17 protein-coding genes and 1 tRNA gene are annotated in these 22619 nt (G+C 45.7%); 7 read left to right on the top strand and 11 right to left on the bottom strand.

The annotated features are described in order from the left end of the window. The first annotated feature begins 53 nt into the window (after positions 1–53). Positions 54–3257, top strand: coding sequence for an efflux RND transporter permease subunit (locus ACYVGR_RS28330; protein WP_460963174.1), 3204 nt, complete (start codon positions 54–56; stop codon positions 3255–3257). Further along, positions 3250–4683, top strand: a complete 1434-nt coding sequence (locus ACYVGR_RS28325) for a TolC family protein (protein WP_460963172.1) — start codon at positions 3250–3252, stop codon at positions 4681–4683. The genes ACYVGR_RS28330 and ACYVGR_RS28325 overlap by 8 nt, the downstream gene beginning before the upstream one ends. A 198-nt stretch (positions 4684–4881) precedes the next feature. Here ACYVGR_RS28325 and ACYVGR_RS28320 read toward each other — a convergent pair whose 3' ends face one another. Further along, the gene (locus ACYVGR_RS28320) at positions 4882–7254 is read right to left on the bottom strand and encodes an alpha-L-rhamnosidase-related protein (RefSeq protein WP_460963170.1); all 2373 of its coding nucleotides are present in this window, start codon (positions 7252–7254) and stop codon (positions 4882–4884) included. Positions 7255–7484: 230 nt separating this feature from the next. On the opposite strand from ACYVGR_RS28320, the gene ACYVGR_RS28315 reads away from it, so the two are divergent. Both ACYVGR_RS28315 and ACYVGR_RS28310 read left to right on the top strand, forming a co-directional pair. Beyond that, positions 7485–8597 carry an acyltransferase family protein gene (locus ACYVGR_RS28315; protein ID WP_460963168.1) on the top strand — a complete coding sequence of 371 codons (1113 nt, stop codon included), beginning with the start codon at positions 7485–7487 and terminating at the stop codon, positions 8595–8597. Positions 8598–8701: 104 nt separating this feature from the next. Next, on the top strand, positions 8702–8866 hold the full coding sequence (locus ACYVGR_RS28310) for a hypothetical protein (RefSeq protein ID WP_460963166.1): 165 nt from the start codon (positions 8702–8704) through the stop codon (positions 8864–8866). A 111-nt stretch (positions 8867–8977) separates the two neighbouring features. Here ACYVGR_RS28310 and ACYVGR_RS28305 read toward each other — a convergent pair whose 3' ends face one another. From ACYVGR_RS28305 to ACYVGR_RS28285, 5 genes are all read right to left on the bottom strand, one after another. After that, positions 8978–10684, bottom strand: a complete 1707-nt coding sequence (locus ACYVGR_RS28305) for a hypothetical protein (protein ID WP_460963164.1) — start codon at positions 10682–10684, stop codon at positions 8978–8980. A gap of 357 nt (positions 10685–11041) precedes the next feature. After that, a tRNA-Val gene (locus tag ACYVGR_RS28300) sits at positions 11042–11116 on the bottom strand. Between the two features lie 36 nt (positions 11117–11152). Beyond that, a complete protein-coding gene (locus tag ACYVGR_RS28295; protein WP_460963162.1) occupies positions 11153–12469 on the bottom strand; it encodes an MFS transporter in 1317 nt (438 codons plus the stop codon). 106 nt (positions 12470–12575) lie between these two features. Further along, positions 12576–13448: an alpha/beta fold hydrolase gene (locus ACYVGR_RS28290; RefSeq protein WP_460963244.1), complete on the bottom strand. Its 873-nt coding sequence runs from the start codon at positions 13446–13448 to the stop codon at positions 12576–12578. A 43-nt stretch (positions 13449–13491) separates the two neighbouring features. Next, positions 13492–14286, bottom strand: a complete 795-nt coding sequence (locus tag ACYVGR_RS28285) for a tyrosine-protein phosphatase (RefSeq protein WP_460963160.1) — start codon at positions 14284–14286, stop codon at positions 13492–13494. Between the two features lie 185 nt (positions 14287–14471). Between ACYVGR_RS28285 and ACYVGR_RS28280 the strand changes: the two genes are divergently transcribed. Genes ACYVGR_RS28280 through ACYVGR_RS28270 form a run of 3 tightly spaced genes read left to right on the top strand, consistent with a single transcriptional unit; the run spans position 14472 to position 17412 of the window. Then, positions 14472–15260, top strand: coding sequence for a WecB/TagA/CpsF family glycosyltransferase (locus ACYVGR_RS28280; protein WP_460963158.1), 789 nt, complete (start codon positions 14472–14474; stop codon positions 15258–15260). Positions 15261–15268: 8 nt separating this feature from the next. Then, positions 15269–16222, top strand: a complete 954-nt coding sequence (locus ACYVGR_RS28275) for a glycosyltransferase family protein (protein WP_460963156.1) — start codon at positions 15269–15271, stop codon at positions 16220–16222. 2 nt (positions 16223–16224) lie between these two features. Next, positions 16225–17412 (top strand): glycosyltransferase family 4 protein, encoded by a 1188-nt coding sequence (locus ACYVGR_RS28270; protein WP_460963154.1) that lies wholly within the window; start codon positions 16225–16227, stop codon positions 17410–17412. Positions 17413–17598: 186 nt separating this feature from the next. On the opposite strand, the gene ACYVGR_RS28265 is transcribed toward ACYVGR_RS28270, so the two are convergent. Genes ACYVGR_RS28265 through ACYVGR_RS28245 form a run of 5 tightly spaced genes read right to left on the bottom strand, consistent with a single transcriptional unit; the run spans position 17599 to position 22613 of the window. Continuing rightward, complete coding sequence (locus tag ACYVGR_RS28265; protein ID WP_460963152.1) at positions 17599–18306, bottom strand: acyltransferase; 708 nt, start codon at positions 18304–18306, stop codon at positions 17599–17601. Between the two features lie 28 nt (positions 18307–18334). Then, positions 18335–19207 (bottom strand): glycosyltransferase family 2 protein, encoded by an 873-nt coding sequence (locus ACYVGR_RS28260; protein ID WP_460963150.1) that lies wholly within the window; start codon positions 19205–19207, stop codon positions 18335–18337. A 4-nt stretch (positions 19208–19211) separates the two neighbouring features. Then, entirely contained in the window at positions 19212–20630 is a 1419-nt protein-coding gene (locus ACYVGR_RS28255) for a hypothetical protein (RefSeq protein ID WP_460963148.1), read from the bottom strand. Then, positions 20627–21268 (bottom strand): acyltransferase, encoded by a 642-nt coding sequence (locus tag ACYVGR_RS28250; RefSeq protein ID WP_460963146.1) that lies wholly within the window; start codon positions 21266–21268, stop codon positions 20627–20629. Before ACYVGR_RS28250 ends, ACYVGR_RS28255 begins: the two co-directional genes overlap by 4 nt. Further along, complete coding sequence (locus ACYVGR_RS28245) at positions 21252–22613, bottom strand: oligosaccharide flippase family protein (RefSeq protein ID WP_460963144.1); 1362 nt, start codon at positions 22611–22613, stop codon at positions 21252–21254. Before ACYVGR_RS28245 ends, ACYVGR_RS28250 begins: the two co-directional genes overlap by 17 nt. Between the last annotated feature and the right edge of the window lie 6 nt (positions 22614–22619).

The following is a 22619-nucleotide window of genomic DNA, read 5'->3' as shown; positions in this document are numbered from 1 at the left end:
GTCCGCACGGGCGGCCCCGATTTTGAATTATTCATTTACTTAAAGCAAAAGATATGTTCACACAATTTATTCGTAGACCGGTATTTGCTATCGTGATATCCATCATGATAGTCTTTATCGGTGTACTGGCAATCAAGCAGTTGCCGATTTCTCAATTCCCGGATATTGCGCCTACTACCGTAAACATATTTATTGACTATCCAGGGTCCAGTGCTGATGTATTGGTTAAATCAACGCTGATTACGCTGGAACAGGCGATCAACGGGGTTCAGGACATGCGTTACATAGCAACCGATGCAACCAGCGCCGGTGAAGCTACCCTTCGGATTATTTTTGAACCGGGAACGGACCCGAACGATGCCGTTATCAGGGTAAAAACAAGGGTTGACCAGGTTATGCCGCTCTTGCCTGAGCTGGTTCAACGAGAAGGGGTTATTATTACGCCAATCCAGCCTAGTATGTTGATGTACGTCAACCTCTACGCCAAAGAAAAGGGGATTGACGAGAAGTTCCTGTTCAACTACGCTACGGTTAAAATGATCCCCGAAATCCAGCGGACGAAAGGGGTGGCCAGAGCACAAATATTGGGTAGTCGGCGGTATGCCATGCGTGTCTGGCTGAACCCTGACCGGATGCGGGCCTACAACATTTCGGTAGAAGAAGTAATGAAGGCCTTAGGGGAGCAAAGTATCATTGGTCGGCCGGGCCGACTTGGTCAAAGCTCCGGTATTGCTGCCCAATCGCTTGAATACGTACTTACGTATAAAGGACGGTATAGCGAACCCAAGGAATACGAAAGTATTATTATTCGCGCTAACGCGCAGGGGGAAAGCATTCACTTAAGGGATATTGGCCGGGTTGAATTGGGTAGTGAATTCGTGAACATCTACTCCAATCTGGATGGACACCCATCGGCGGCTATCGTGTTGCGGCAAAACTATGGTAGTAATGCCAGCGATGTAATCGAGCAGGTGAAGCATAAGCTCGAAATAATGAAGGAGTCCTTCCCGCCGGGCGTGGATTATAAAATTAGTTACGACGTTTCGAACTTCCTGGATGCATCGATCGAGCAGGTAATTGATACGTTGCGGGATGCGTTTATTCTGGTGGCCTTCGTGGTGTTTATATTCCTGGGCGATTGGCGGTCAACCCTGATTCCAATTCTTGCGGTACCGGTATCCTTGATTGGTGCGTTCTTTGTGATTCAGGCGTTTGGTCTTTCCATCAACTTAATTACGCTCTTCGCGTTGGTACTGGCTATCGGTATCGTGGTCGATGATGCCATCGTGGTCGTGGAAGCGGTGCACGCCAAGATGGAAGAAAAACCGCATTTATCTCCCTTTGGGGCCGTTAAGCAAGTACTGGGTGAGATTAGTGGTGCTATTATAGCCATTACGCTGGTGATGGTATCGGTATTCCTGCCGATCTCCTTCATGACGGGTCCGGTTGGTACCTTCTATCGTCAGTTCTCGATTACGATGGCTAGCTCTATTGTAATTTCGGCGTTGATCGCTTTAACACTGACGCCTGTGTTGTGCGCCATGTTGTTGAAAAATCATCATGGACATGCGCAGAAGAAAAATATTCTGACCAAGATGATCGATAGCTTCAACCGGGGCTTTGATAAGATGACTGGACGCTATGTAGGTCTGTTGCGACTGATTGTTAACCGACGATTCGTTACGTTCCTGATCTTAGTCGCTTTCTGTCTGGGCATTGCCTACGAGAACCAGATTCTGCCAGCAGGCTTTATCCCGAACGAAGACCAGAGCACGATTTACGCCATCATTCAGACGCCACCAGGCACCACGCTGGAAAAAACCAACCAGGTTTCTCAGTCGCTTCAGAAAATTTGCGAAGAGGTTCCAGGTATCGAATCGGTGTCTTCACTGGCTGGTTACGAGATCATGACAGAAGGTCGGGGTTCTAACGCCGGTACCTGTCTGATCAACCTCAAGCCCTGGGGCGATCGTTCTAAAAACGTAAAGGAAATCATGGAAGAGCTGGAAGGGAAAACACGAAACCTTGGCGCGACCATCGAATTCTTCGAGCCACCAGCTATTCCAGGTTTCGGTACATCAGGCGGTTTCTCCATGCGTTTGCTGGATAAAAACACCGAAACAGACTACCATGAATTTGATCAGGTGAACAAAAAGTTCATGGAAGATCTGGGCAAACGGAAAGAGCTGATGGGCTTATTTACCTTCTTTGCAGCCAACTATCCTCAGTACGAACTGGAAATTGACAACAACCTGGCCATGCAGAAAGGTGTATCGATCGGTAAAGCGATGGATAACCTCAACATCATGATCGGTAGTACCTACGAACAAGGGTTCATTAAATTCAACCAGTTCTTCAAGGTATACGTGCAGTCTGATCCTGAGTTCAGAAGACTACCTTCTGATATTCTGAAGCTGTTCGTTAAAAACGACGCGGGCGAAATGGTGCCTTACTCAGCGTTCATGAAGTTGAAAAAAGGCCAGGGACCGAACGAAATTACCCGCTTCAATTTGTACAATTCAGCGGCTATTCAGGGACAACCAGCGAAAGGCTACACGACGGCAGATGCCATCGCGGCCATCCGGGAAGTTGCTGCGAAGACCCTGCCAAAAGGCTATGACATTGCCTTCGAAGGTCTTTCGTACGACGAATCGATTCGGGGTAACGAGACGCTGATTGTCTTCCTGATTGTGGTATCCTTCGTTTATCTGGTGTTGGCGGCCCAATACGAAAGTTTCATCATTCCGTTAGCGGTATTAACCTCGCTGCCGGTTGGTATATTCGGTTCGTTCTTCCTCTTAAAAGCAATGGGGCTGGAGAACAACATTTATGCCCAGATCGGTCTGATCATGCTGGTGGGTCTGTTGGGTAAAAACGCCGTACTGATTGTAGAATTTGCAGTTCAGAAACGTCAGCAGGGTGAAACCATTCTGAACGCAGCTATTGAGGGTGCCAAGGTTCGTTTCCGCCCGATTCTGATGACTTCCTTCGCTTTCGTAGCTGGTCTGATCCCGCTGATCATTGCGAAAGGAGCTGGTGCGATTGGGAACCGTACGATTGGTGCATCGGCCATGGGCGGTATGTTATTCGGAACCATTTTTGGGGTCATCATCATCCCTGGACTATACTACATATTTGGTAGTCTGGCCGATGGCAGGAAGATGATTAAAGATGAAGATGATAGTTCCTTAACTGAAAACCTGGTTCATTCAGTAGACAGTTTCCACCAACCTGAAGAAAGTGAAATCAATGAGTAATAAACGAATAGTAAGCGGATTAGGAGTAACGTTTATTACTCTATTCGCTGCCTCTTGTACGGTACCACTTCTGGTCCAGAAAGATGTGAATAAAGCAGTGCCAGCGAGTTACAATAACTCGCTGGATAGCACCAACACAGGGCAGTCCAGATGGCGGGACTATTTTACAGATGCCAATCTGGCGGCCCTGATTGACACGGCGTTGTATAACAACCAGGAACTTAATATTACATTACAGGAAATCCAGATTGCCAACAACGAAGTATTCGCCAGAAGCGGGGCCTACCGACCTTTCGTTGGTCTGGGTGGTGGAGCTGGTATTGACAAAGTATCCCGGTACACCAGTCAGGGGGCCAGTGATGAGATTTCAGAAATAAAACCGGGGGTCCCCACTCCAGCTGTTTTGCCGAATTTCTATTTTGGTGCCACAGCTAGCTGGGAAGTGGATATCTGGCACAAATTACGGAATGCCAAGAAAGCAGCTGTAGCGAGTTATCTGGCTTCTATTGAAGGGAAAAATTTCCAGGTAACCAATCTGGTTGCCGAAATCGCCAACTCATACTATGAACTTCTGGCGCTGGATACACAACTGGATATCATTCAGCGTAACCTGGTTATCCTGAACAACGCGTTGTCGATCACCAAGCAGGAAAAAGAAGCGGCTAAGGTTACCGAACTGGCTGTTCGCCGATTTGAGGCTGAAGTATCTAAAACGCAGAGCCTTCAGTACGAAATTCAGCAGAAAATTGTTGAAGCAGAAAACCGGATCAACTTTCTGGTGGGACGTTTTCCGCAGCATGTTCAGCGGAATTCGCAAAGTTTTAGCGACTTAGTGCCACCTAAAATCCAGGCGGGCATTCCATCGCAACTGTTAGCCAATCGGCCCGACATCAGACAGGCCGAATGGAATCTGGAAGCGGCTAAACTGGATATCAGTGTCGCAAAAGCAAACTTTTATCCATCACTCAATCTGAGAGGATTTTTAGGCGTGATGTCCTATAGCCCGTTGTATCTGCTGAATACTCCGCAAGCGTTGGTCGCTTCATTAGCTGGCGACTTAGTTGGGCCTATTGTTAACAAGAATGACATTACGGCCAGATACAAAAGTGCTAATGCCAAGCAAATCCAGACCGTTTATAATTACCAGAAAACGGTATTGAATGCGTATATAGAGGTGGCTAATCAGTTGTCAAATATTGATAATCTGAGTAAAAAATACGACGCGAAAAATAATCAGGTGCAGGCACTTACCCAGTCGACCAACATATCGCTCAAGTTATTCACATCTGCCAGAGCCGATTATATGGAGGTGCTGCTGACTCAACGTGATGTACTTGAGGCCAGAATGGAGCTTATTGAAACCAGAATGCAGCAAATGCATGCCCTGATCAATACTTATCGGGCATTGGGTGGCGGCTGGAAATAAGCCAATTGCGATTTAACTAGAGTCAATAAACGAGTCCCGAGCTGGATTAACCATAAGCCGTTAATCCAGTTCGGGACTCGTGCTTTACCAAAGTAGATTCTATTGGTGATATTCTGCTGATAATCAGCGTGTAATCCATCAATTAGAAGCAAAAGAATCTCTAGAATCTAAATTAGACAAGCACTCGTCATTTATAGATTAATCCAGAATCAGTAACGTAGCTGATTTACCCTGAATAGGCAGCTCGTCCGAATTGGCGACTAATGTCTTCCCATTCAATACGTAGCTCTTACCCCGAAGATTCGCGAGTTTAAGCGTATAGTGCCAGTCTGCGTTCTTTGAGTTAAGCGTATACTGGAGGCCTTTGCCGGATTTTTGTACGGCAAACGAAATCAGGTTATCGCCAACCGGGAGTTCGGTCAGGCTGATAGAATCCCAGCCCGATGGCAGGTGTGGCGAAAATGCGATCGCTTTTTTATAGGCATCGGGTTGCACACCAAAAACGTGGGTAATGAGCGGTACCGCCAGCCCGTAAATTGTCCAGGCTTGAGCAGGGCACCCATAATCGGGCATCATTTCGGAAATAGAACCGGGCAGGACTCGGCTAAATGTTTCCACAATTTTATTGACGTACCACAGGGATTCATCCGTACGTCCATAGGCGGCCTCCGCTACTGCCTGAACACCGGTTGCAATGGTCATCATATTCCGTCGTTCAACGGCCGATAGGTAGGGGCCATACTCCCCGGTATGTTCAGTGCGCACTTTGTTAAGCAATCGGATGGCTTTATCCGACGGGGCAATCCCCGATTCGATCGGCGTGCTGATCACCCAGTTTTTATTGGTAAACCACCCTCTCTGCGTACCAGCGGGGAGCGTTTCCAGATGTGCAAGCAGCTTTTTATAAAACTCTTGTTTTTTAGCCAAAGATGCTGACTGTTTATCCGCATCAAGATCGAGTTGGACCTGTTCTATCGCTCCTTTGGTCGTCTTTATGGCCTGTTCGCGAGTGCCATAAAAATCGCAGTAGCTGCCTTCGGTTTCATCCCAGAACAATGTATTGACTTTGTTTTTCAGCAGCGCGGCTTTCTGGGCATAGTCTTTTTGGGAAGCTGGGTCGTTAACGATGGCAGCCATTTTAGCGGCTACTTCCAACGCCTGCTGTGTGTATACGGCTACATCAACGAGTTCGGCATTCAGCCCTTTCACCTCCATAATGCCATAACCTTCAGGAAACATATTGCCATTTTTATCCTGATCCACTAACAGCCAATGGATTCCTTTCTGAATATACGGATACATTTCCCGGAGAAAAGCAACATCGCCCGTCCACTCAAATACTTTCCAGACCGCTATGGCAAACTGGGCCGTTTCCTGCGTATTGCCTTTATTGCCGACAAATCCATTGGACGACATTTCGTGGATAATACGGCCATTGGCGTTCGTTTTCTCGGAAACCTGCTTGATTGTTCTGAGTGTAGATTTTGCCAGGTCGTGCCCACCCAAGGCAACGACTCCCTGTTGCGCATAGGAGTTGTCGCAGCCAAAAAGCCAGGGATACTCAATGGCCCCAGCACCCAGAAAACGACCAATACCAGTCAGATCGCTAACTAACCACTCAGTATCGACTTTCCCCCAATTGACGGCCTGCTGAAGTTTCTTGTCTGGAATGTCAATTTTGGCCCGGTTAATAATAGCTGCATAATGCGCCTGTTTTTCACGCAGTAACTGATTCCGATTTTTTAGAATAGCCTCATAACTAGCAAGCGCCATCTCGCTGGTTTTAGTAGAACCAGCTACAACGAAAACGGCTGTAAGGTGTTCATTGGGTTTAAGGACCACCGAATGCGTTGATGAGGCTGACTTGCCCAGGCCAATGGTTTCCGTTGGCGTCGGAACATTGAGCGCGTGTCCACTAGCGGGTACGGAAGACCCCCAGACCGTAAACCACGAATGTTTAGTGTCTTTTGCCAAATAAACCGCCCGTTTGGCATTCCAGGAGATGGAATCGGGCGCGTCAATAATATTGTTTTCCTGCGAATACCAAACGGGGCTAACGTCTGTTTTGACGACGAAATCCAATTGTAAACGACGCGGTTTATTGGTCGTATTATTGAGCGTATAGGTAATAACCATTCCCTCTTTGCCTTGTGGGCAATACTGGAACCGCTCGACCTGAATGCCATCCAGCACAGGTTTATAGGAAAATTTGTTGCCGTAGGGATAGGTGATAAACTCGCTGGCATCTTTTAGCCAGGTAGCATCGTTTTTGTCTGAATCCGTCAATTTTAACCAGAAACCATCCAGCAGTTTGATCGGAGCCATCCACAAGCCCCCCATTTCTCCTTTCACATGCGACCCCAGATCAGGGAAATCGCCGTTTTGTGTGCCGACAATGTAAGTTCGATCCCCGGCTGTAATGTATGGTTTCGTTACATGCGCCCCTTTGTTCGAGAGGCCACGCATAAGTTCAGCACTGTACATTTCTTTAGTTTGGGCGAACGAAGTGCCTAAAGCCATTCCGGCCAGTATCGATACGACCAAAGTGGCCGTATAACGAAGTTTTTGCATACGCTTAAGGGTCAATAGACCGCTGATTTTTATGATTTCTGTGATTTAAGTACAATTTTAGCTGAAAACAACAAAATCATACCTCATCTTAATCGTCATAAAAAACAGCTTTGCTTAGCGAGTGCGGTTAAAAAAGAACAGAAAACAAAACAATGTACTTTTGCTACTACCATAGAGCTGCTTCCATTCAGTATACAACTCTGATTAACTTTTGTCCTTCCAAGACTAGCATGACCAACCTAAACGTCGGGCCTTCTGACGGTAATTCCACTATTCCTGGGCTTCTAAAGCCAAAATCGCATTTTGTCATTCTGGATGGATTGAGAGGCATTGCAGCGTTTGCGGTAGTGATTTTTCATTTCATGGAATGCGTCTACCCCGATCCTCGCCAGAACGTTATTGGTCATGGTTTTTTGGCTGTCGACTTTTTCTTCTGCTTATCCGGATTTGTTATCGGCTATGCCTATGATGACCGAATTGAAAAAATAGGGATTACGGAGTTCTTAAAAGCCCGACTAATCCGGTTGCATCCGTTGGTTATTCTGGGGTCTGTGTTGGGGTTGATTGCTTTTCTGGCCGACCCGTTTGTCGATAATTCGGGGGCCTACACGATCGGTAAACTTGTATTGCTGTTTACCTGCTCAATTCTGGTGATTCCGCTTCCCGTCATGAAAGAGCGTGTTTTTAACCTGTTTGGCTTCAACGCCCCTGCCTGGTCACTGTTTTGGGAGTATGTCGCCAATCTGGTTTATGCACTTATCCTTTGCCGACTCAATCGTCGTTATCTGGCCGTGCTGACAATATTGGCAGGCGCATGGATCTTTTGGATTAGCTACCAGACTGGAAATCTGATGGGCGGCTGGAGTAAGGACAATTTCTGGGATGGCTGCGCCCGTGTTTCCTATTCGTTTTCGGCGGGATTGTTCATCTACCGCGCCAACTGGATTATCAAAAACAAAATCGGTTTTTTAGGTCTGGCCCTTTTAGTATCGTTTGCCTTTTTGATGCCTTATGGTAGCTGGAATTGGCTGGCCGAAGCGCTGGTTGTGTTACTATATTTTCCGCTAATTATTTCGTTGGGAGCGGGTTCGACGTTATCGCCAAACATGGTCAATCTCTCCGAATTTCTGGGGAAATTATCATATCCCTTATACATGACGCATTACTGGGCCATCTGGCTATTTGCCTACTACATCAGCAATCACAAACTCGACACCCAGGAGCTTCTCCTGATAATATCGCTAACCACCGTTTTCATGATTGCACAAGCGTACATCGCCATGACCTTGTACGATATTCCGCTTCGGAAGTATTTGAATGGGAAGCGGTTAGGGGAGGGGTGAAATCTTAGTTAGAACGCAATTGTTATAAACTTACAATGATTTCACTAACTCACTTTTTGGGTTTAGGACAGTTATCTTTGGGACAGATATACGAACAAACTATTATGACTATTCGGCTAAAAAAGGACGCTACGCCTAAACAGATTAAGGAAGCCCTGGACAAAATCAAGCCACCTACTGGACAACCATTGGATGTGAGCCGGTTTTCGGGGAAAATAAAGTGGGGTCAGGATGCTGTGGAATACCAGCGAGAATTACGGAGTGAATAAATAAAAGAGCGCTTGTTTTGCGACACAAACGCCCTAATCCGGTTATTAGAAGGGGACACACTATTGAGTGGAGAGATTAGTAATAAGTGTTAATTGACACATTAAGTTTTGTTAACGAACATATTTTCTAAATGCTTTGAGGAATTGAAAAATCATATATCCAGAAAATAGACGACTTATTGCATCGAGAACTTGTGCAAAACCTAATTGAGTAGAATTAATATCTTTAGGATAATTATAGAAAATATCGGAGAACTTATGAAGTGGATTTAATGTGAAATTAATATATTGTGCTAAATGCTCAAAGGTTGGAGGAGTATCGAATTGCATACTATACAAGGTTAATTTAATTGTAACAAATAGATATAGGCTCCCCATCAAAAGAACTGATAAAGACAGTGTCCAATCTTGCCCATAATCATTAGACACTTTATTTGACCAGAGTATTAATCTATCATTCCAGTTTTTGCTTTTTGTTAGTATTTTTTCAAGAGTACTCATTTCTAGTTTTTCATAGTATAATTCGTTTATTCTATCTCCTTGTTTTCCTGCGGCATTTTTTAGTTGTCTATATATTTCTCTTATTCCCTTAAAATCATTTTCATCCTTCCCAACTATATTTACTGGAAATATGGTATTATTTGTAACTATCTCTGTTATATTACTTAAGAATATTTTAAATCTGTTTGCCTTACTAAAATCAACATAATTAAATTCAGCTTTACTTAATTGAGATCTTACTATTTCACCTTCGCCTTCATCCGTAATCTCAACATCATTGAATCTGAATTTTCCTTCATTGATGAAGTCATGTATAAACAATTTATTGACTTTAGTATTTATAATATTTATTGTAGAACTCTTTAAGGTGCCAGATACGGTAAAAATTCCAATATGTATATTTTCTAGCAATGAGATTAAATTTTCATTTTTAGCATTTATTGTAAATGCTAGTTCGTCAATAAAAAAATAATCTTGTTTTTCATTATTTATAGTATTGTTGGATATTTGAAGGTTATCGACATTTAAATTAATTGTAGTTTTCCTGGAAATAAAGTCTTTGAATTCTATACTATTTATATTGCCAGCTTTGATGTCTATTGACTCAACATTAAAGAGTTCTGAAAATAAAATCGATTTTATATTATGATCGAAATCGTTAATTTTTATGTAGGAATTTACAGGTGGAACATCGTTGTTAATAGTGATAGCGATATTTTTACAATTTGATATGGTAAGTTTCTCTAGTGCACAATCCACAATCGAAATCTTATTATTTACAAAGTCACAATTAGAGAAAGTTATTTTTGTAGCTTTCGTTTCTAATATTATGATGGGTTGATTAAAAATGCAGTTTGAAAAATGAATATATGAGCTAGATTCGAGTTGGTGTATTTCGACAGAATTTATAAATGCGCAATTACTAATACGTATACTTGTTTTAAATTCCTTTAAAGTTATGACTGCTGTAGTATAATCATAATGGCCTCCAAAAGATGTTCGTCCTGTAATGATATATTGTGGGGGTTTTTTGTATTCATTCCAATCTTCTTCTGGCATTCTAGCATAAACAGGGCTACCATTTCTGTATTGATGTAACATGTAATAATCAGAATATAACTCTGATGGTATACAAAACCCTATTGGCTCTACATTAGGATTGTTTTGCATCATACTTCTTTGGGCTCTTCTATTACTACTTCCATGGTAATAGAACTCCTCTTTGTACTTATCATATTCTTCTCTGCTTTCATGTTCATCAATACCGAAAATGTATTGGCGTAATGTATTTCCAGTAAAAGTTATAGTGCGGGCCATATAAGGATGATCAATGACCAATAGTAGGCTAGAATAGCTAACCTTCTTAAATCAAGTACTTTGTGGTACGTCTACCTCGGCCGCAAATATATCAAATGCACCAACTTTTGTTACAATTTTGACACGTTACTTGTGAATCGAATGGTAATATATTGATTATCAAATGATTATTCGGGCTCCTTCAGGAGTTCAACAAGTGAATGCAGTCGGAATTAGCCTTATTTGATAAATGGTAGTATTTAGTTTTAGTAGAGTACCCCTTGTTTGGATATATTCATTAGTGTATTTAGTTATTTGATACACTTTAAAATCAAAAACCCCTCAAATCAAACTGATTTGAGGGGTTTTTGATTTTAGTAGGAAGTAGCGGGCTCGAACCGCTGACCTCTGCTCTGTCAAAGCAGCGCTCTGAACCAACTGAGCTAACCTCCTTTGAAACCGGCTGTCTTGATCAACCGGGCTGCAAAACTACGAAACTTCCTCAGTTTCCAAATGGGTGTGGTAAACTTTTTGTGAAGGAATTCGCAATAAAAGCAGGAACCCAATGACGAACAGGACCAACAGCGCCAGTATACTGTTGCGCATGCTGCCCGTTAGTTGTTCGATTAACCCGTAAACCAGGGTACCAAATACCGTAGAAGTCTTGTCGATGACGTCGTAAAAACTGAAATAAGAGGCCGTATCGCTCGTAGCCGGAATGAGTTTGGAATACGTTGAACGAGACAGCGACTGGATACCACCCATCACCAGCCCAACGACAGCGGCCAACGCAAAAAACTGCGTCTCGGTTTGCACAAAATAGGCTCCGGTACAAATCAGAATCCAAATGAATACTGCCGTCATCAGGGCATATGTATTGCCGATACGCTCGGATAGCCAGGAAAATCCGTAGGCCCCCGGAATGGCGACCAGCTGAATAAGAAGAATCGTGATAATCAGGCTTTGACCGGGTAGTTTCAACTCGTCGCTTCCAAAAATGGTGGCCACGTACATAACGGTCATTACCGCCATGTTGTAGACAAAAAACGAAACCAGAAAGCGTTTGGCGAGCGGGCGTTCCTGCAAACTGGCCCAAACCTGTCGCAACTCTTTAAAGCCATTGAGCAGGTAATTGCCTGTTTTATCCGTTGCCTTTTTAACGCCATCGGGTAGTCGACTAAACGGAATTTGCGCGAACCCGATCCACCATAAGCCAACCGTGAGAAAGGCAATTCGCGAGGCCATAGCCTCCGAGATATTCCCAAACCACTCCCGTTTCAGAATCACCAGCAGGTTCAGAATCATGAGCAACACACTCCCCAAATACCCCATCGAAAAACCGCGCGCGCTGACGCGATCAAATTGATCTTCGGTGGCAATGTCGGGCAGGTAGGAGTTGTAAAATACAATACTGCCACTCCAGCCTATGAGGCTGATCCAGAAGCAGATAATGGCAAACGTGGTGGTTTCCTTCGTGAAAAAATAAAGCAGACTGCAACTGATGGCTCCGGTATAGCAGAAAACTTTCATAAACGTTTTCTTCCGGCCACTATAATCGGCAATGGCTGAGCAAAGGGGCGATAATAGGGCCGTAAACAGAAACGCAGCCGAGATGGTATACGAAAACAGAACTGAGTTCTTTATGGAAATGCCCAGAAAGTTAATGATGGGTCCACCTGTCTCGTTGAGCGCAGTGGCAGAGAAATAAACCGGAAAAATACTGGACACGATGACCAGCGAATGCACCGAATTGGCCCAATCATAAAAAGTCCAGGCAGTAAGTGTACGGGGGGAGTTTTTGGGCATAAAGAGTGAATGAGTGAATGAGCGAAAGAATGAATGAGTGAAAAACTTAAAGGGTGAATGAGCGAGAGAGTGAAGATACGAAACACAGTTGATGTGCCACACTCATTCACTCATTCACTCTTTCGCTCATTAAAAAGTTTATTACTGCCTTCGTGAACGCATGATTTGAGTCGCCGGCAACCATATGACCAGCATCGGAAACACTCACGCTGCGCACGTGTGGAACCGCATCCAGAAATTCCGCCATTACTTTTTCGCTGACTACATCACTGATTCCTCCTCTAACAATCAGCGTGGGTACGGTTAGCGCCCGAGCGGCCTTGTACAAGCGTTCTTCATTCTGAGTCTGCTTGGCGGGGTCTGTCGTTTGTCGCCAGACGGCCAGCATGGTTGGGTCCCAATGCCAGTAATACCGAAGCTCACCCGATGGACCTTTTCGCAGACGAAGATTTTTTTCTAAGCGGCTGTGATCAGATGGGCGCGGACGATGAGGGAGGTAGGCCGCAACGGCGTCGGCAGCCTCATCCAGATTGGCAAATCCGTTCTGATTGTTGCTCATAAAGGCAAAAATTCGCTCAATGCCTTTTTGCTCGGTTCGAGGAGCAATGTCGACCAGAACAATTGCGGTGCAAATGGATTCGGTACCAGCGGGACGCTCGCCTTCGGCAATCAGAGCCGTCATGCCACCCATCGACGCGCCTACCAGAGCAGGCTTCTGATCGAGCTGAGAAACTATAGAGCGGAGGTCGCTGGCCAGGTAGTCAATACTATAATGGGCCTCAGCCGACCAGTCGCTGTCGCCGTGCCCACGTGCATCGAAGGCAATCGCGTACCAGCCTGCATCGGCCAGCCAACGAGCGGTGTCGCCCCACGAATGCCTTGTTTGGCCACCACCATGTAACAGCAGCACAGGCGGATTCGCCGGGTCACCCCAGGCATCGGCCGTTATAAAAAATCCGGGTTCAGTTTCAAAGCGTATAGCTTCCATACATGCGGCCAGGTCGGAATAAGAGTAAAATAGGTTAGTTAACTTGATTTAGTTCATCGAACAATGCCTGATTACGGAGCGGTTGTTGTGCCAGAAGGGGGTAATCTGCTGAAGCGACTAATTGGTTAAACAAACTCAGATCAGCTGGCCGATGGATATCCGATCCCATAAAATCGACCCATTTGTTCGTCAATAAGCGGTGAGCCTGCGCTTGCACTTTTCGACCATAACGGCCAGTCATAGATCCCCAGTTTAATTGAAACAAACAGCCCGCCTTGCGCAAATCTGACAGGGCTTTTAGATCATTGTGGTAATACGTATAGCGTTCAGGGTGAGCTAGCAATGGCTGATATCCCTGAGTAAGTAAATGAAAGATTATTTCGTTTAGAAAAGTAGGCGCAGCCGCCCATCCCGTTTCAAACAACACATACTTTTGACTCCCAAAACTCAGTAACTGGTCATCTCGGAGCAGCTCCAGAAATAATTCGTCGACTTGATATTCGGCGGCCACCTCAATGACCAATGGAATCTGGTGCTCGTTCACTAAAGCTTGTAGCATAGCCTGCCCGTTGAGCAAGGTTGCCTGCGTAGTTGGATACCAATCCCGGCTAACGTGTGGTGTCGTGATAATTCTACGAATTCCCCAGGCCGATAATTGTTGCAGGCAGATAAGCGCTTCTTCCTGACTGTTAACTCCATCATCGACACCTGGCAGAAGGTGAGAATGTATATCCGTTTGCCAGTAGCAAGTGGGTGGTTCAGTAGACGAGCCAGGCTGATTTCGGAATAAGGAAAGCAGGTGACTTAGTAATTTATTTACACGATTCATTGGGTGGAAGGCAAGACTAATGTCAGATGGTCAATTCATCTGCTTGTAAATGTACAGTAAACTGCATTGAGAAGGTTCATCGAATGGGCTTTCTATCAGTAATGTGCCATCCGGCGAATTCCTGGCGAATGTTACTTTGAGTGGATTTTTCGTCTACTATCATTAGGTTATTAGTCGCCGGTACTATGTCATTTTCAATTACTTCCGACGTACAAGCACTGCCCTCTTTTCGGAAGAAAATTGGTAGTCTGGAGGTGACGCTTGTTTCGTATCATGTGTTTATTCAGGAAGTACTGCAAGCGGCTCACCAACGCCGTTCGGGCTACGCGTGTTTTGCCAATGCGCACATGGTTGTTGAAGCCACTCGCGATCCAGCCTTTGCCAATAAGGTTAATGCCGCCACCTGGACTACTACTGATGGTGTACCATTAGTCTGGGCGCTACGGTTCCTATACGGCGTTCGGCAGGAACGGATTACAGGGTTAGACGTACTCCCGACATTACTACAGGAAGCGGCTTCGGAGAAGGTGTCTGTTTATTTCTATGGTTCGACGCCTGAAGTTCTTGACTCCTGCGCTCGTTTTTGTCGGCATTACCACCCTAACCTGTCGATTGCGGGTATGTATTCTCCACCTTTCCGAGACCTTACGTTTACCGAAGAAGAGGACATTGTGGAACGCATCAGCGCGTCGGGAGCAAGGCTAGTTTTTGTGGCGTTAGGTTGCCCAAAGCAGGAGAAGTGGATGGCTGGTTTATCCCACCGAATTCCTGCTGTTTTGCTTGGAGTAGGTGGAGCATTGCCCGTAACTGTGGGTGTGCAAAAACGAGCTCCCCGCTGGATGCAACTGGCTGGTTTAGAGTGGATCTATCGGTTACTTCAGGAGCCACGCCGTTTGTTCTCACGCTATTTTATGACCAATTCCTTGTTTGTGTATTACCTCCTGAAGCAATGGTTTCTCCAGAAGTCAGACTGACGACTACTATGCCAGCCCCAATAGTTTTATTCGCTTTTAAGCGTGTTAACGAACTTCAGCAAACGCTTACGGCCCTTCAGAACAACTACTTAGCTTCTGAAAGTGAGCTGTACGTTTTTGTGGATGGACCCAGACCCGAACGGGCGGATGAAGCGGCTAAAGTTGACGCTGTTCGGGCGTTAGTAGATCGTATAACCGGATTTAAACAAGTACATCGGGTTTATCAGAGGCAGAATCAGGGATGTGCTAATTCGATTATTGCAGGCGTAACGTCTGTTGTTCAGAAACATAAGTCAGTGATTGTACTGGAAGACGATATCATAACCAGCCGAAACTTCCTGGATTACATGAACCAGTGTCTGGCAGAGTATGCCGATACCCCCAAGGTATTCTCGATAGGGGGGTATACGTTTCCATTTCCACGGCCAACTGACTACGAGTCAGATGTGTATTTCTTCGGAAGAAGCTGTGCCTGGGGGTGGGCCATTTGGGCCGATCGCTGGCAGAAAGTAGACTGGGAGTTGACCGATTTTGACGCGTTCATTGCCGACGAAGAAGCTCGAAAGGCGTTTAATGAAGATGGTCAGGACCGGGTTCGTATGTTGACACGAGCACAAACGAAAGAAATTGATGCCTGGGACATTCGTCTGTGTTATAGTGAGTTTAAAGCGAAAGGAGTAACCGTTTATCCGACCGTTTCCAAAACGATCAACATCGGTGTCGACTCCATTGATTCAACGACGGAGGTTGTTTACAATCGCTATAAAACCGTTCTGGATTCGGGTGTAACCCGACAGTTTCACTTGCCTACCTCTGTAGTGGTCAATCCAGACTATGCCCGGCGGTTTCGTCGAAAATTTAGTATTCCGGTTCGAGCCTGGAATAAGCTGAAAACATACCTCATGGCTGCTACCTCAGTCCTGAAAACTCGTTCAGGCATGACTAACCCGTTGAACTCATAAATATGCGTGTACTAGTCATTCATAACTTTTACCAGTTGGCTGGGGGAGAAGATACTATTTTTCGGCAGGAAGTTGCTCTGTTGCGTGAGTATGGCGTAGAGGTCGAGACGCTTACATTTACCAACGAAAATTTCGAAGGGTCGTTTACGCACAAGCTAGGGGCTGCAACTCGAACATTTTATAACACCAAATCGGCCGCTCTGACAGAAGAAGTCATTGATCGGTTCAGGCCCGATGTCGTACACATACACAACCTATTTTATACTGCTACCGCGTCTGTCATCCGAGCGACCAAGCTGCGTGGCGTGCCTGTCGTCATGACGGTACATAACTACCGCTTATTTTGTTTAAACGGTTACCTCGTACGAGAAGGAAAGGTGCCCTGCGAAACTTGCGTGACACAACTGGTTCCTCTGTCGGGTATTCGCCATGCCTGCTTCCGCGATTCACATGTGCAATCGGCTCAACTAACCCTAATAACGATGCTTCATAAACTGACGGGCATCTGGCGCAGTGTGGACCGATTTATTGTCCTAACTGATTTTTCTCGTCAGAAAATTCTGTCCTCGTCCCTGCGCCTTTCACCCGCTCAGGTAGTGATAAAGCCGAATTTTGTGATCGATGCTGGATACGCTGATCCTCAAAAGCGGCAGGACTATTTCCTGTTTATTGGTCGACTATCGCCCGAAAAAGGGATTCGTATTTTGCTGGAAGCGGCCCGAAAAGCACCTTTCAAGCTACGCATCATTGGCGATGGTCCCTTAAGGGAAGAAGTGAGCTTAAGGGCCAAAACGCACCCTCATGTGGAGCTACTAGGCTGGCAAGAACGCTCGGTGGTGCTCGAAACTCTAAAAAACTGTCGGGCACTCATTGTATCGTCGGTATGGTATGAAGGGTTGCCCACCGTTATCCTTGAAGCGTTTGCAACCGGAACGCCTATTATTTGTTCGGATCAGGAAAACCTAAACCAGATCGTGAAAGATGGCAAAACGGGGATCTTGTTCAAAACGGGCAGTAGTGATGACCTCATTCGGGCTATCGAGCAAATGAGCCAACTAAAACCCGAAGAGCTGGAGCGATATGCTCGGACCAGTCGTATGGAGTATGGGCAGTATTCTAAAGCAGCATCTTACCAGGCTACAATGAGTTTGTACGAAACGTTAATCAAGGGCAAAACGGCACTTGTTTGATCGTACAAGGAATTAAGCAGAGTTAAGTTGACCTATAGTTTGTGTGACCCCGATGGGGTCAACTATTTATAGTGGAAGATCATTTCTATAAACATTTGACCCCATCGGGGTCACACAGAGCAGTAACGATAAAATATATTAAGATTCTTAGCGCTGTCCTGGTAGAAAAGGTTCACAGGGTAGTCACTAATCTGTTTCGTAAATTCGGTCCCGATTCCAGGTTATGTTCTCCTTCAGAATTTTAGCGGGGTTGCCGCCAAGAAGTATGCCTTCCTGATCAAATGACTTTGTCAATACCGATCGGGTGGCTACGATGGAGTTTTTTCGAACGTGGATCCCTTTCAGTATGCTACAGTGCGCTGCTATCCAGACATGATCGTCGATGACTACATTTTTGGCATAGTTAATTCGTCGCTGCGTTGTGGCATCGAGTATAGAATGGGAGTCTCCCGTACGCAAATCAATATCGTATGCCAGTAGGCAACCTTTGCCGATCTGGATGGTGGAGTTAGGCTCTGTAACGGCAACGTGTGCATCTTCGATTTCGGTCCGTTCCCCAATCCAGATTTCTCCGCCATCGTCCTCCATCCAGAGACTACCCGCCCGTTTGAACTGCACTTGTTTGGCAATAAAAATGCGATTTGAATTGCCTCTGATGTAGAACGTGACCCCGTTAAGGCGGGTCCCTTCCTCTACGATGATGGTGTTATTGCTGCCAACAATATCCACCACGCAGTTTACGCAAAAGACGGATGGAGCAACCGTAATTCTGTTTTGTTGGCCACGAATCTTTTTCGTTAGCGTCGGCTTCAACAACGACCCCGTTTGAATCACTAACGCTAGCTTTAGGAGCATCGGATGTTGTTTGATAAACGCCTTGATTCGCTGTTTCATAACCATGTGGGAGCTGAATGGAACAACTTTAATGCATTTTCCGGTAAAAATATCCTCCGAAAATGCGGACCAGATCGAATGTGAAATAGAGCGGCATAACTGGTGCGTGAATTCGGGCGAAGTGGTACCGAGTTTTGAGGTTTAGTGGCGACCGGGTCGTGAATAAAGCTTCCCAGAACTGGCGTAACGAGGTTGATTTGTTGTAGACCAGACCGGTCGCTTCGGCGTGTTCATAGACCATACAATCGGTGGCGACAAATAGAGGGAAGCCTGCCTGTTTGGCGCGTATCGAAAAATCAAGGTCGGCCATATGGTGCCGAAAATGGATTTCATCGAATAGCCCGATTTTATTAAAGACAATTATGGGAATCAATAAGCCACGCCCAGGCAAGCAATCGGAAGGTATGGAAAGCGGGTTTGTGGCTAGCATTGCGTACTGATGATTGAAGCGGGTTTTCGCTACATCCCGTAGTTTGGCGAATGAGATGTCTAACTGCGTTCCGGCATACAACAGGCGGTTCGGGTCCTGAATATCAACAGATATTGAACCAATCAGGCAGGGACGTTTCCGGTCGTAGGCTTTCAATAAATTAGTCAAATAGTCGGGGCCTACTTCGGTATCGTCATTGAGGGTCAATAGGAAGTCATTGTTTGTAACAGGCAGATTTTTAAGTACATATCGTACGCCTACATTGGTGCCGCCTGCCCACCAGAGCGAGCCATTTCCAAAACAGACAATCACCTCTGGAAATTCAGCCTGAATCATCTCAGCTGTACCGTCAGTAGACCCATCATCAACAACGATTACCGTATGCGCACGTTCCGTTTGCGCGCTCAGGCAGGCAAGACATTTTCGGGTATACTGCTTTCGGTTATAGACCGGAATAACCACGTAGATCATAACTTCAGTGGTTATAGTACCGGATAAGCAAACCAGAACTTTCCGTTGGGTGTGTATCGAAAGGCTGGTCTTCCTGATCTAGTGAATCCTCGTCATTTGTGTAACGCGTTGGTCGGGCCCACCGAATTACGAGGTGTAAATAGAACAGCACACACAATGAGCCTGCTGTTACTGAACTTTGCCCAAAGGCGGTCAGCATCAGCAACGAAAAAATGACAATCAGCAGGAGCATATTGGATTTCATCTGTGCAGCTAGCATGGCATAAGCCACGTAGCTAACCACATAACCGAAGACCAGCATAATAATCAACCCGTAGAAATCATAGGCGAAATACAGTTCCGAAATCAACCCCGTTCGAATCCCCATTGTATTATTGGGATCGAAGATAGTCATGAAGGTTAGGGCACTATCCTTGGTAATCAGATCGGCTTTGTTAATACCGACTATGTTTAAGATGGCAGAATTAACCAGATTGGCTAGTGTACTGGCCGTAAGGTCATATCCCGGAATTTCGCCCGGTTTGAACTCATTTACTGCTCGGATGTACTCCCGGAATTCGACCCCCATCGGGAGTCCTTCTCGGGCAAATTGAGAGGCTGCACTGCTTCCTAGTCGTAAATTCTGTAAACTCACATACAGTATGGCCGCTCCGAAAAGCATACCCACCGATCGCAGGTTGATGGTGAATCTGCCCGCTATAATTTTTTCGTAGAAAAAAATAGAGGCAATGGATATGAGCAGGAATAAGCGCTTGCTATCAATCGAGGTAATGAGAATTGCCAGAATCGTCAGGATAAGCCAGATTATTTTCTCGGATTTTCTGGTGCTTTTCAGGAAGCGGTCGTAGAGAAGTAACGACGAGACACAATTGAAGAAGCCAAAATTATACACATAGCCGTAGTCGATACGGTACATTTTTTCGGTTACGTCGTTGCCGGAGAAAATGGGGATGTAGCCCACATTGCGGAAGAAGTCGATAAACCAGATCAGCGGGAAAAATAAAAGTGGATATTCCAACCAGGTCAAATCATTCAAGAGGGGGCGTCCTTTTTCCGCTTGCTCAGGCGTGATGGATGGAATGGTATGGTTTACATCGTGGAGGAGCATCCCGACGCTCATGGCAATCAGGAAGAGATTATAAATGATACACCCTTCATCCATTGAAATGTAATACGGATTGATGGCGTAGTAGTTTAATATTTTAAGCTCACCAAGGTGCAGCCACAATATCCAAAAAGTCAGGAAGGTTTTTGTAAAGCGATTCTTTAAGTGGAATAAGATGAAGATGGGAACAATTAATAACGTATGGCTCAGGAAAGAAGGATAGATGAAATACTCATTGTAGTTGAAGGCAGCCCGGTAGAGGAGCGGGGTTAGCTGCGCGGCCAGACAACAAACGATGATCAGAAGATACCTTTTCATGAGCCTGAGTCGGTAGATAAATCTTTCACAAACCGGGCCGGGTTACCCGCCCAGACCTGATTGGCGGGAACGCTCTTCGTTACCACCGACCCCGCCCCAATCACCGCATGGCGGCCAATAGTAACCCCTTTCAGTATCGTAACGTGGGCACCAATAAAGGTTCCATCCTGAATAAGTACCGGTGCCGTGACTGCCAGCGCATTATCGGCGTAACCTGCCCGCTGGGCAGCATCCAGGCTATGGAAATCGGTGTCATAAATGACCGTGTTTCCGCCAATGGTAACGTGGTTGCCAATCGTGATCGACTCATGACATACCAGGGCCGTAGCACTCATTCCTACATGATCGCCGATCTGGATTTTGCCGCCCAGGTTCGCAATGAAAAAACAGGGTTGCTGCCGACCGATTCGGTTACTGTAATTCATGCCATTGACCAGGACAAAAGACTTGCCCACGGTCATTTGGCTGCCATCTGTAATGTCAACAACCGGAACGCCATAGCTTCTCATCCCTTTCCCATATTGTACCCCGTTGAGGTAGAAATACAGTTGAGTGAGGAACTGTTGAGCTACCTGCCAGATTCGCCTTTTTACGAATCGAACGCTTCGGTAAGTAAGTCGGCTAATCCTGAAGAGCATAAACGGCGGGTTCATGGGTTAGCGTAACCATTATCTGGCGGTATTGCCGCATGCATACGATTAGCAAACAACAATTCCAGATCGTACCGGCAATAACGACACTAGCTGCCCCCGCATCCGTAAAACGAAAGAGCACGTAGTTGAGCGGGAAGTACAGGACAATACCGGCCAGCGAAGCCTGCACGAGTGGCTTGATTTGCCCAACTCCGTTGACGAAGTAATTGTAATTACTCAGGAAAACAAAGCTAATGACATAGGCCGTTAGCCAGACAGAGAGGGCGGTTGGGATCTGTATTTTGGTGCCAATCCAGACCGAAAATGCAGGCTGGGCGACTACAAGCATCAGGAACGCAAGCCCAGATATGGCAACACAAATCAGGTTGAGCCGTCGAATGGTGGCCTTAATCCAGATAGTGTCGTGTTTAACGTAAGCATCTGTAAAGGCCGACCAGTAGGGCGTTATGAAAATCCCATAAATGAAGGGTAACACACTGAAATATTTATTCGCGATGCTGTAGGGGGCCACGCTATCAGAACCCAGATAGTAGGAGATAAAAAGCCCACCCGAGGTAAATACAATAACACTAATCAACTGTAGGAAGAAAAACTGGCCGCTTACGGTGATTAGTTTAGGGATCAGCGTAAAGTCAATGTGCGCTATACTTGGTTCTAATCGCGAATAGATCGTTCGGAAATAATACACGGAAATACCTCCATACACAAGCACGGGTACCACATTGTAAATGTGCGCAATGATCAACAACGATTCATCTAGTACGGTCGAAGCGATATAAATCAGGCTAATGATCAGTACGTTGACGATAAGCAATATCCAGGCTACGGCTGACGCTCGTTGATCGGCCAGAAGGATCGAGTTGATTGGTTTGAGCAGAAGCTGTATACTAAAGCTGAGTAAGGTATAGGTAATGATTGTATTGATAAGAGCAGGTTGCTTGCTGTCGATATTGAGCAGGGTAGTCCAGTCCAGAAAAAAATGAATGATTCCGAAAGCAACGCAGAGTACTAGGGCAAACGCGCCCGAAAGAAAATAAAGCGTGCTGACGTATTTTTTTGCCTGATCATCGTCGCCGGTATCAAAAAAGAGCACCAGGCTGTTTCGTAGTCCATTGCCAAAACTTACATCTACCAAACTGAACCAGCTGGTTAGATAGGTGATGGTCATCCAGATACCAAAGTCGTTGACACTGATATACTGAACAGTTAGAGTAACCGTCAGAAATCCGATCACGACGCCAGCTCCTTTAAGCAGGATCGACTCGACAATGTTTCGATAGACGATTAGGCTCCGGGCATCAATGTGTTGACGAAATGTAAATTTTATCACAAATGG

It is taken from the genome of Spirosoma litoris, assembly GCF_054776755.1.
This window is presented reverse-complemented; position numbering and strand designations above follow the sequence as displayed.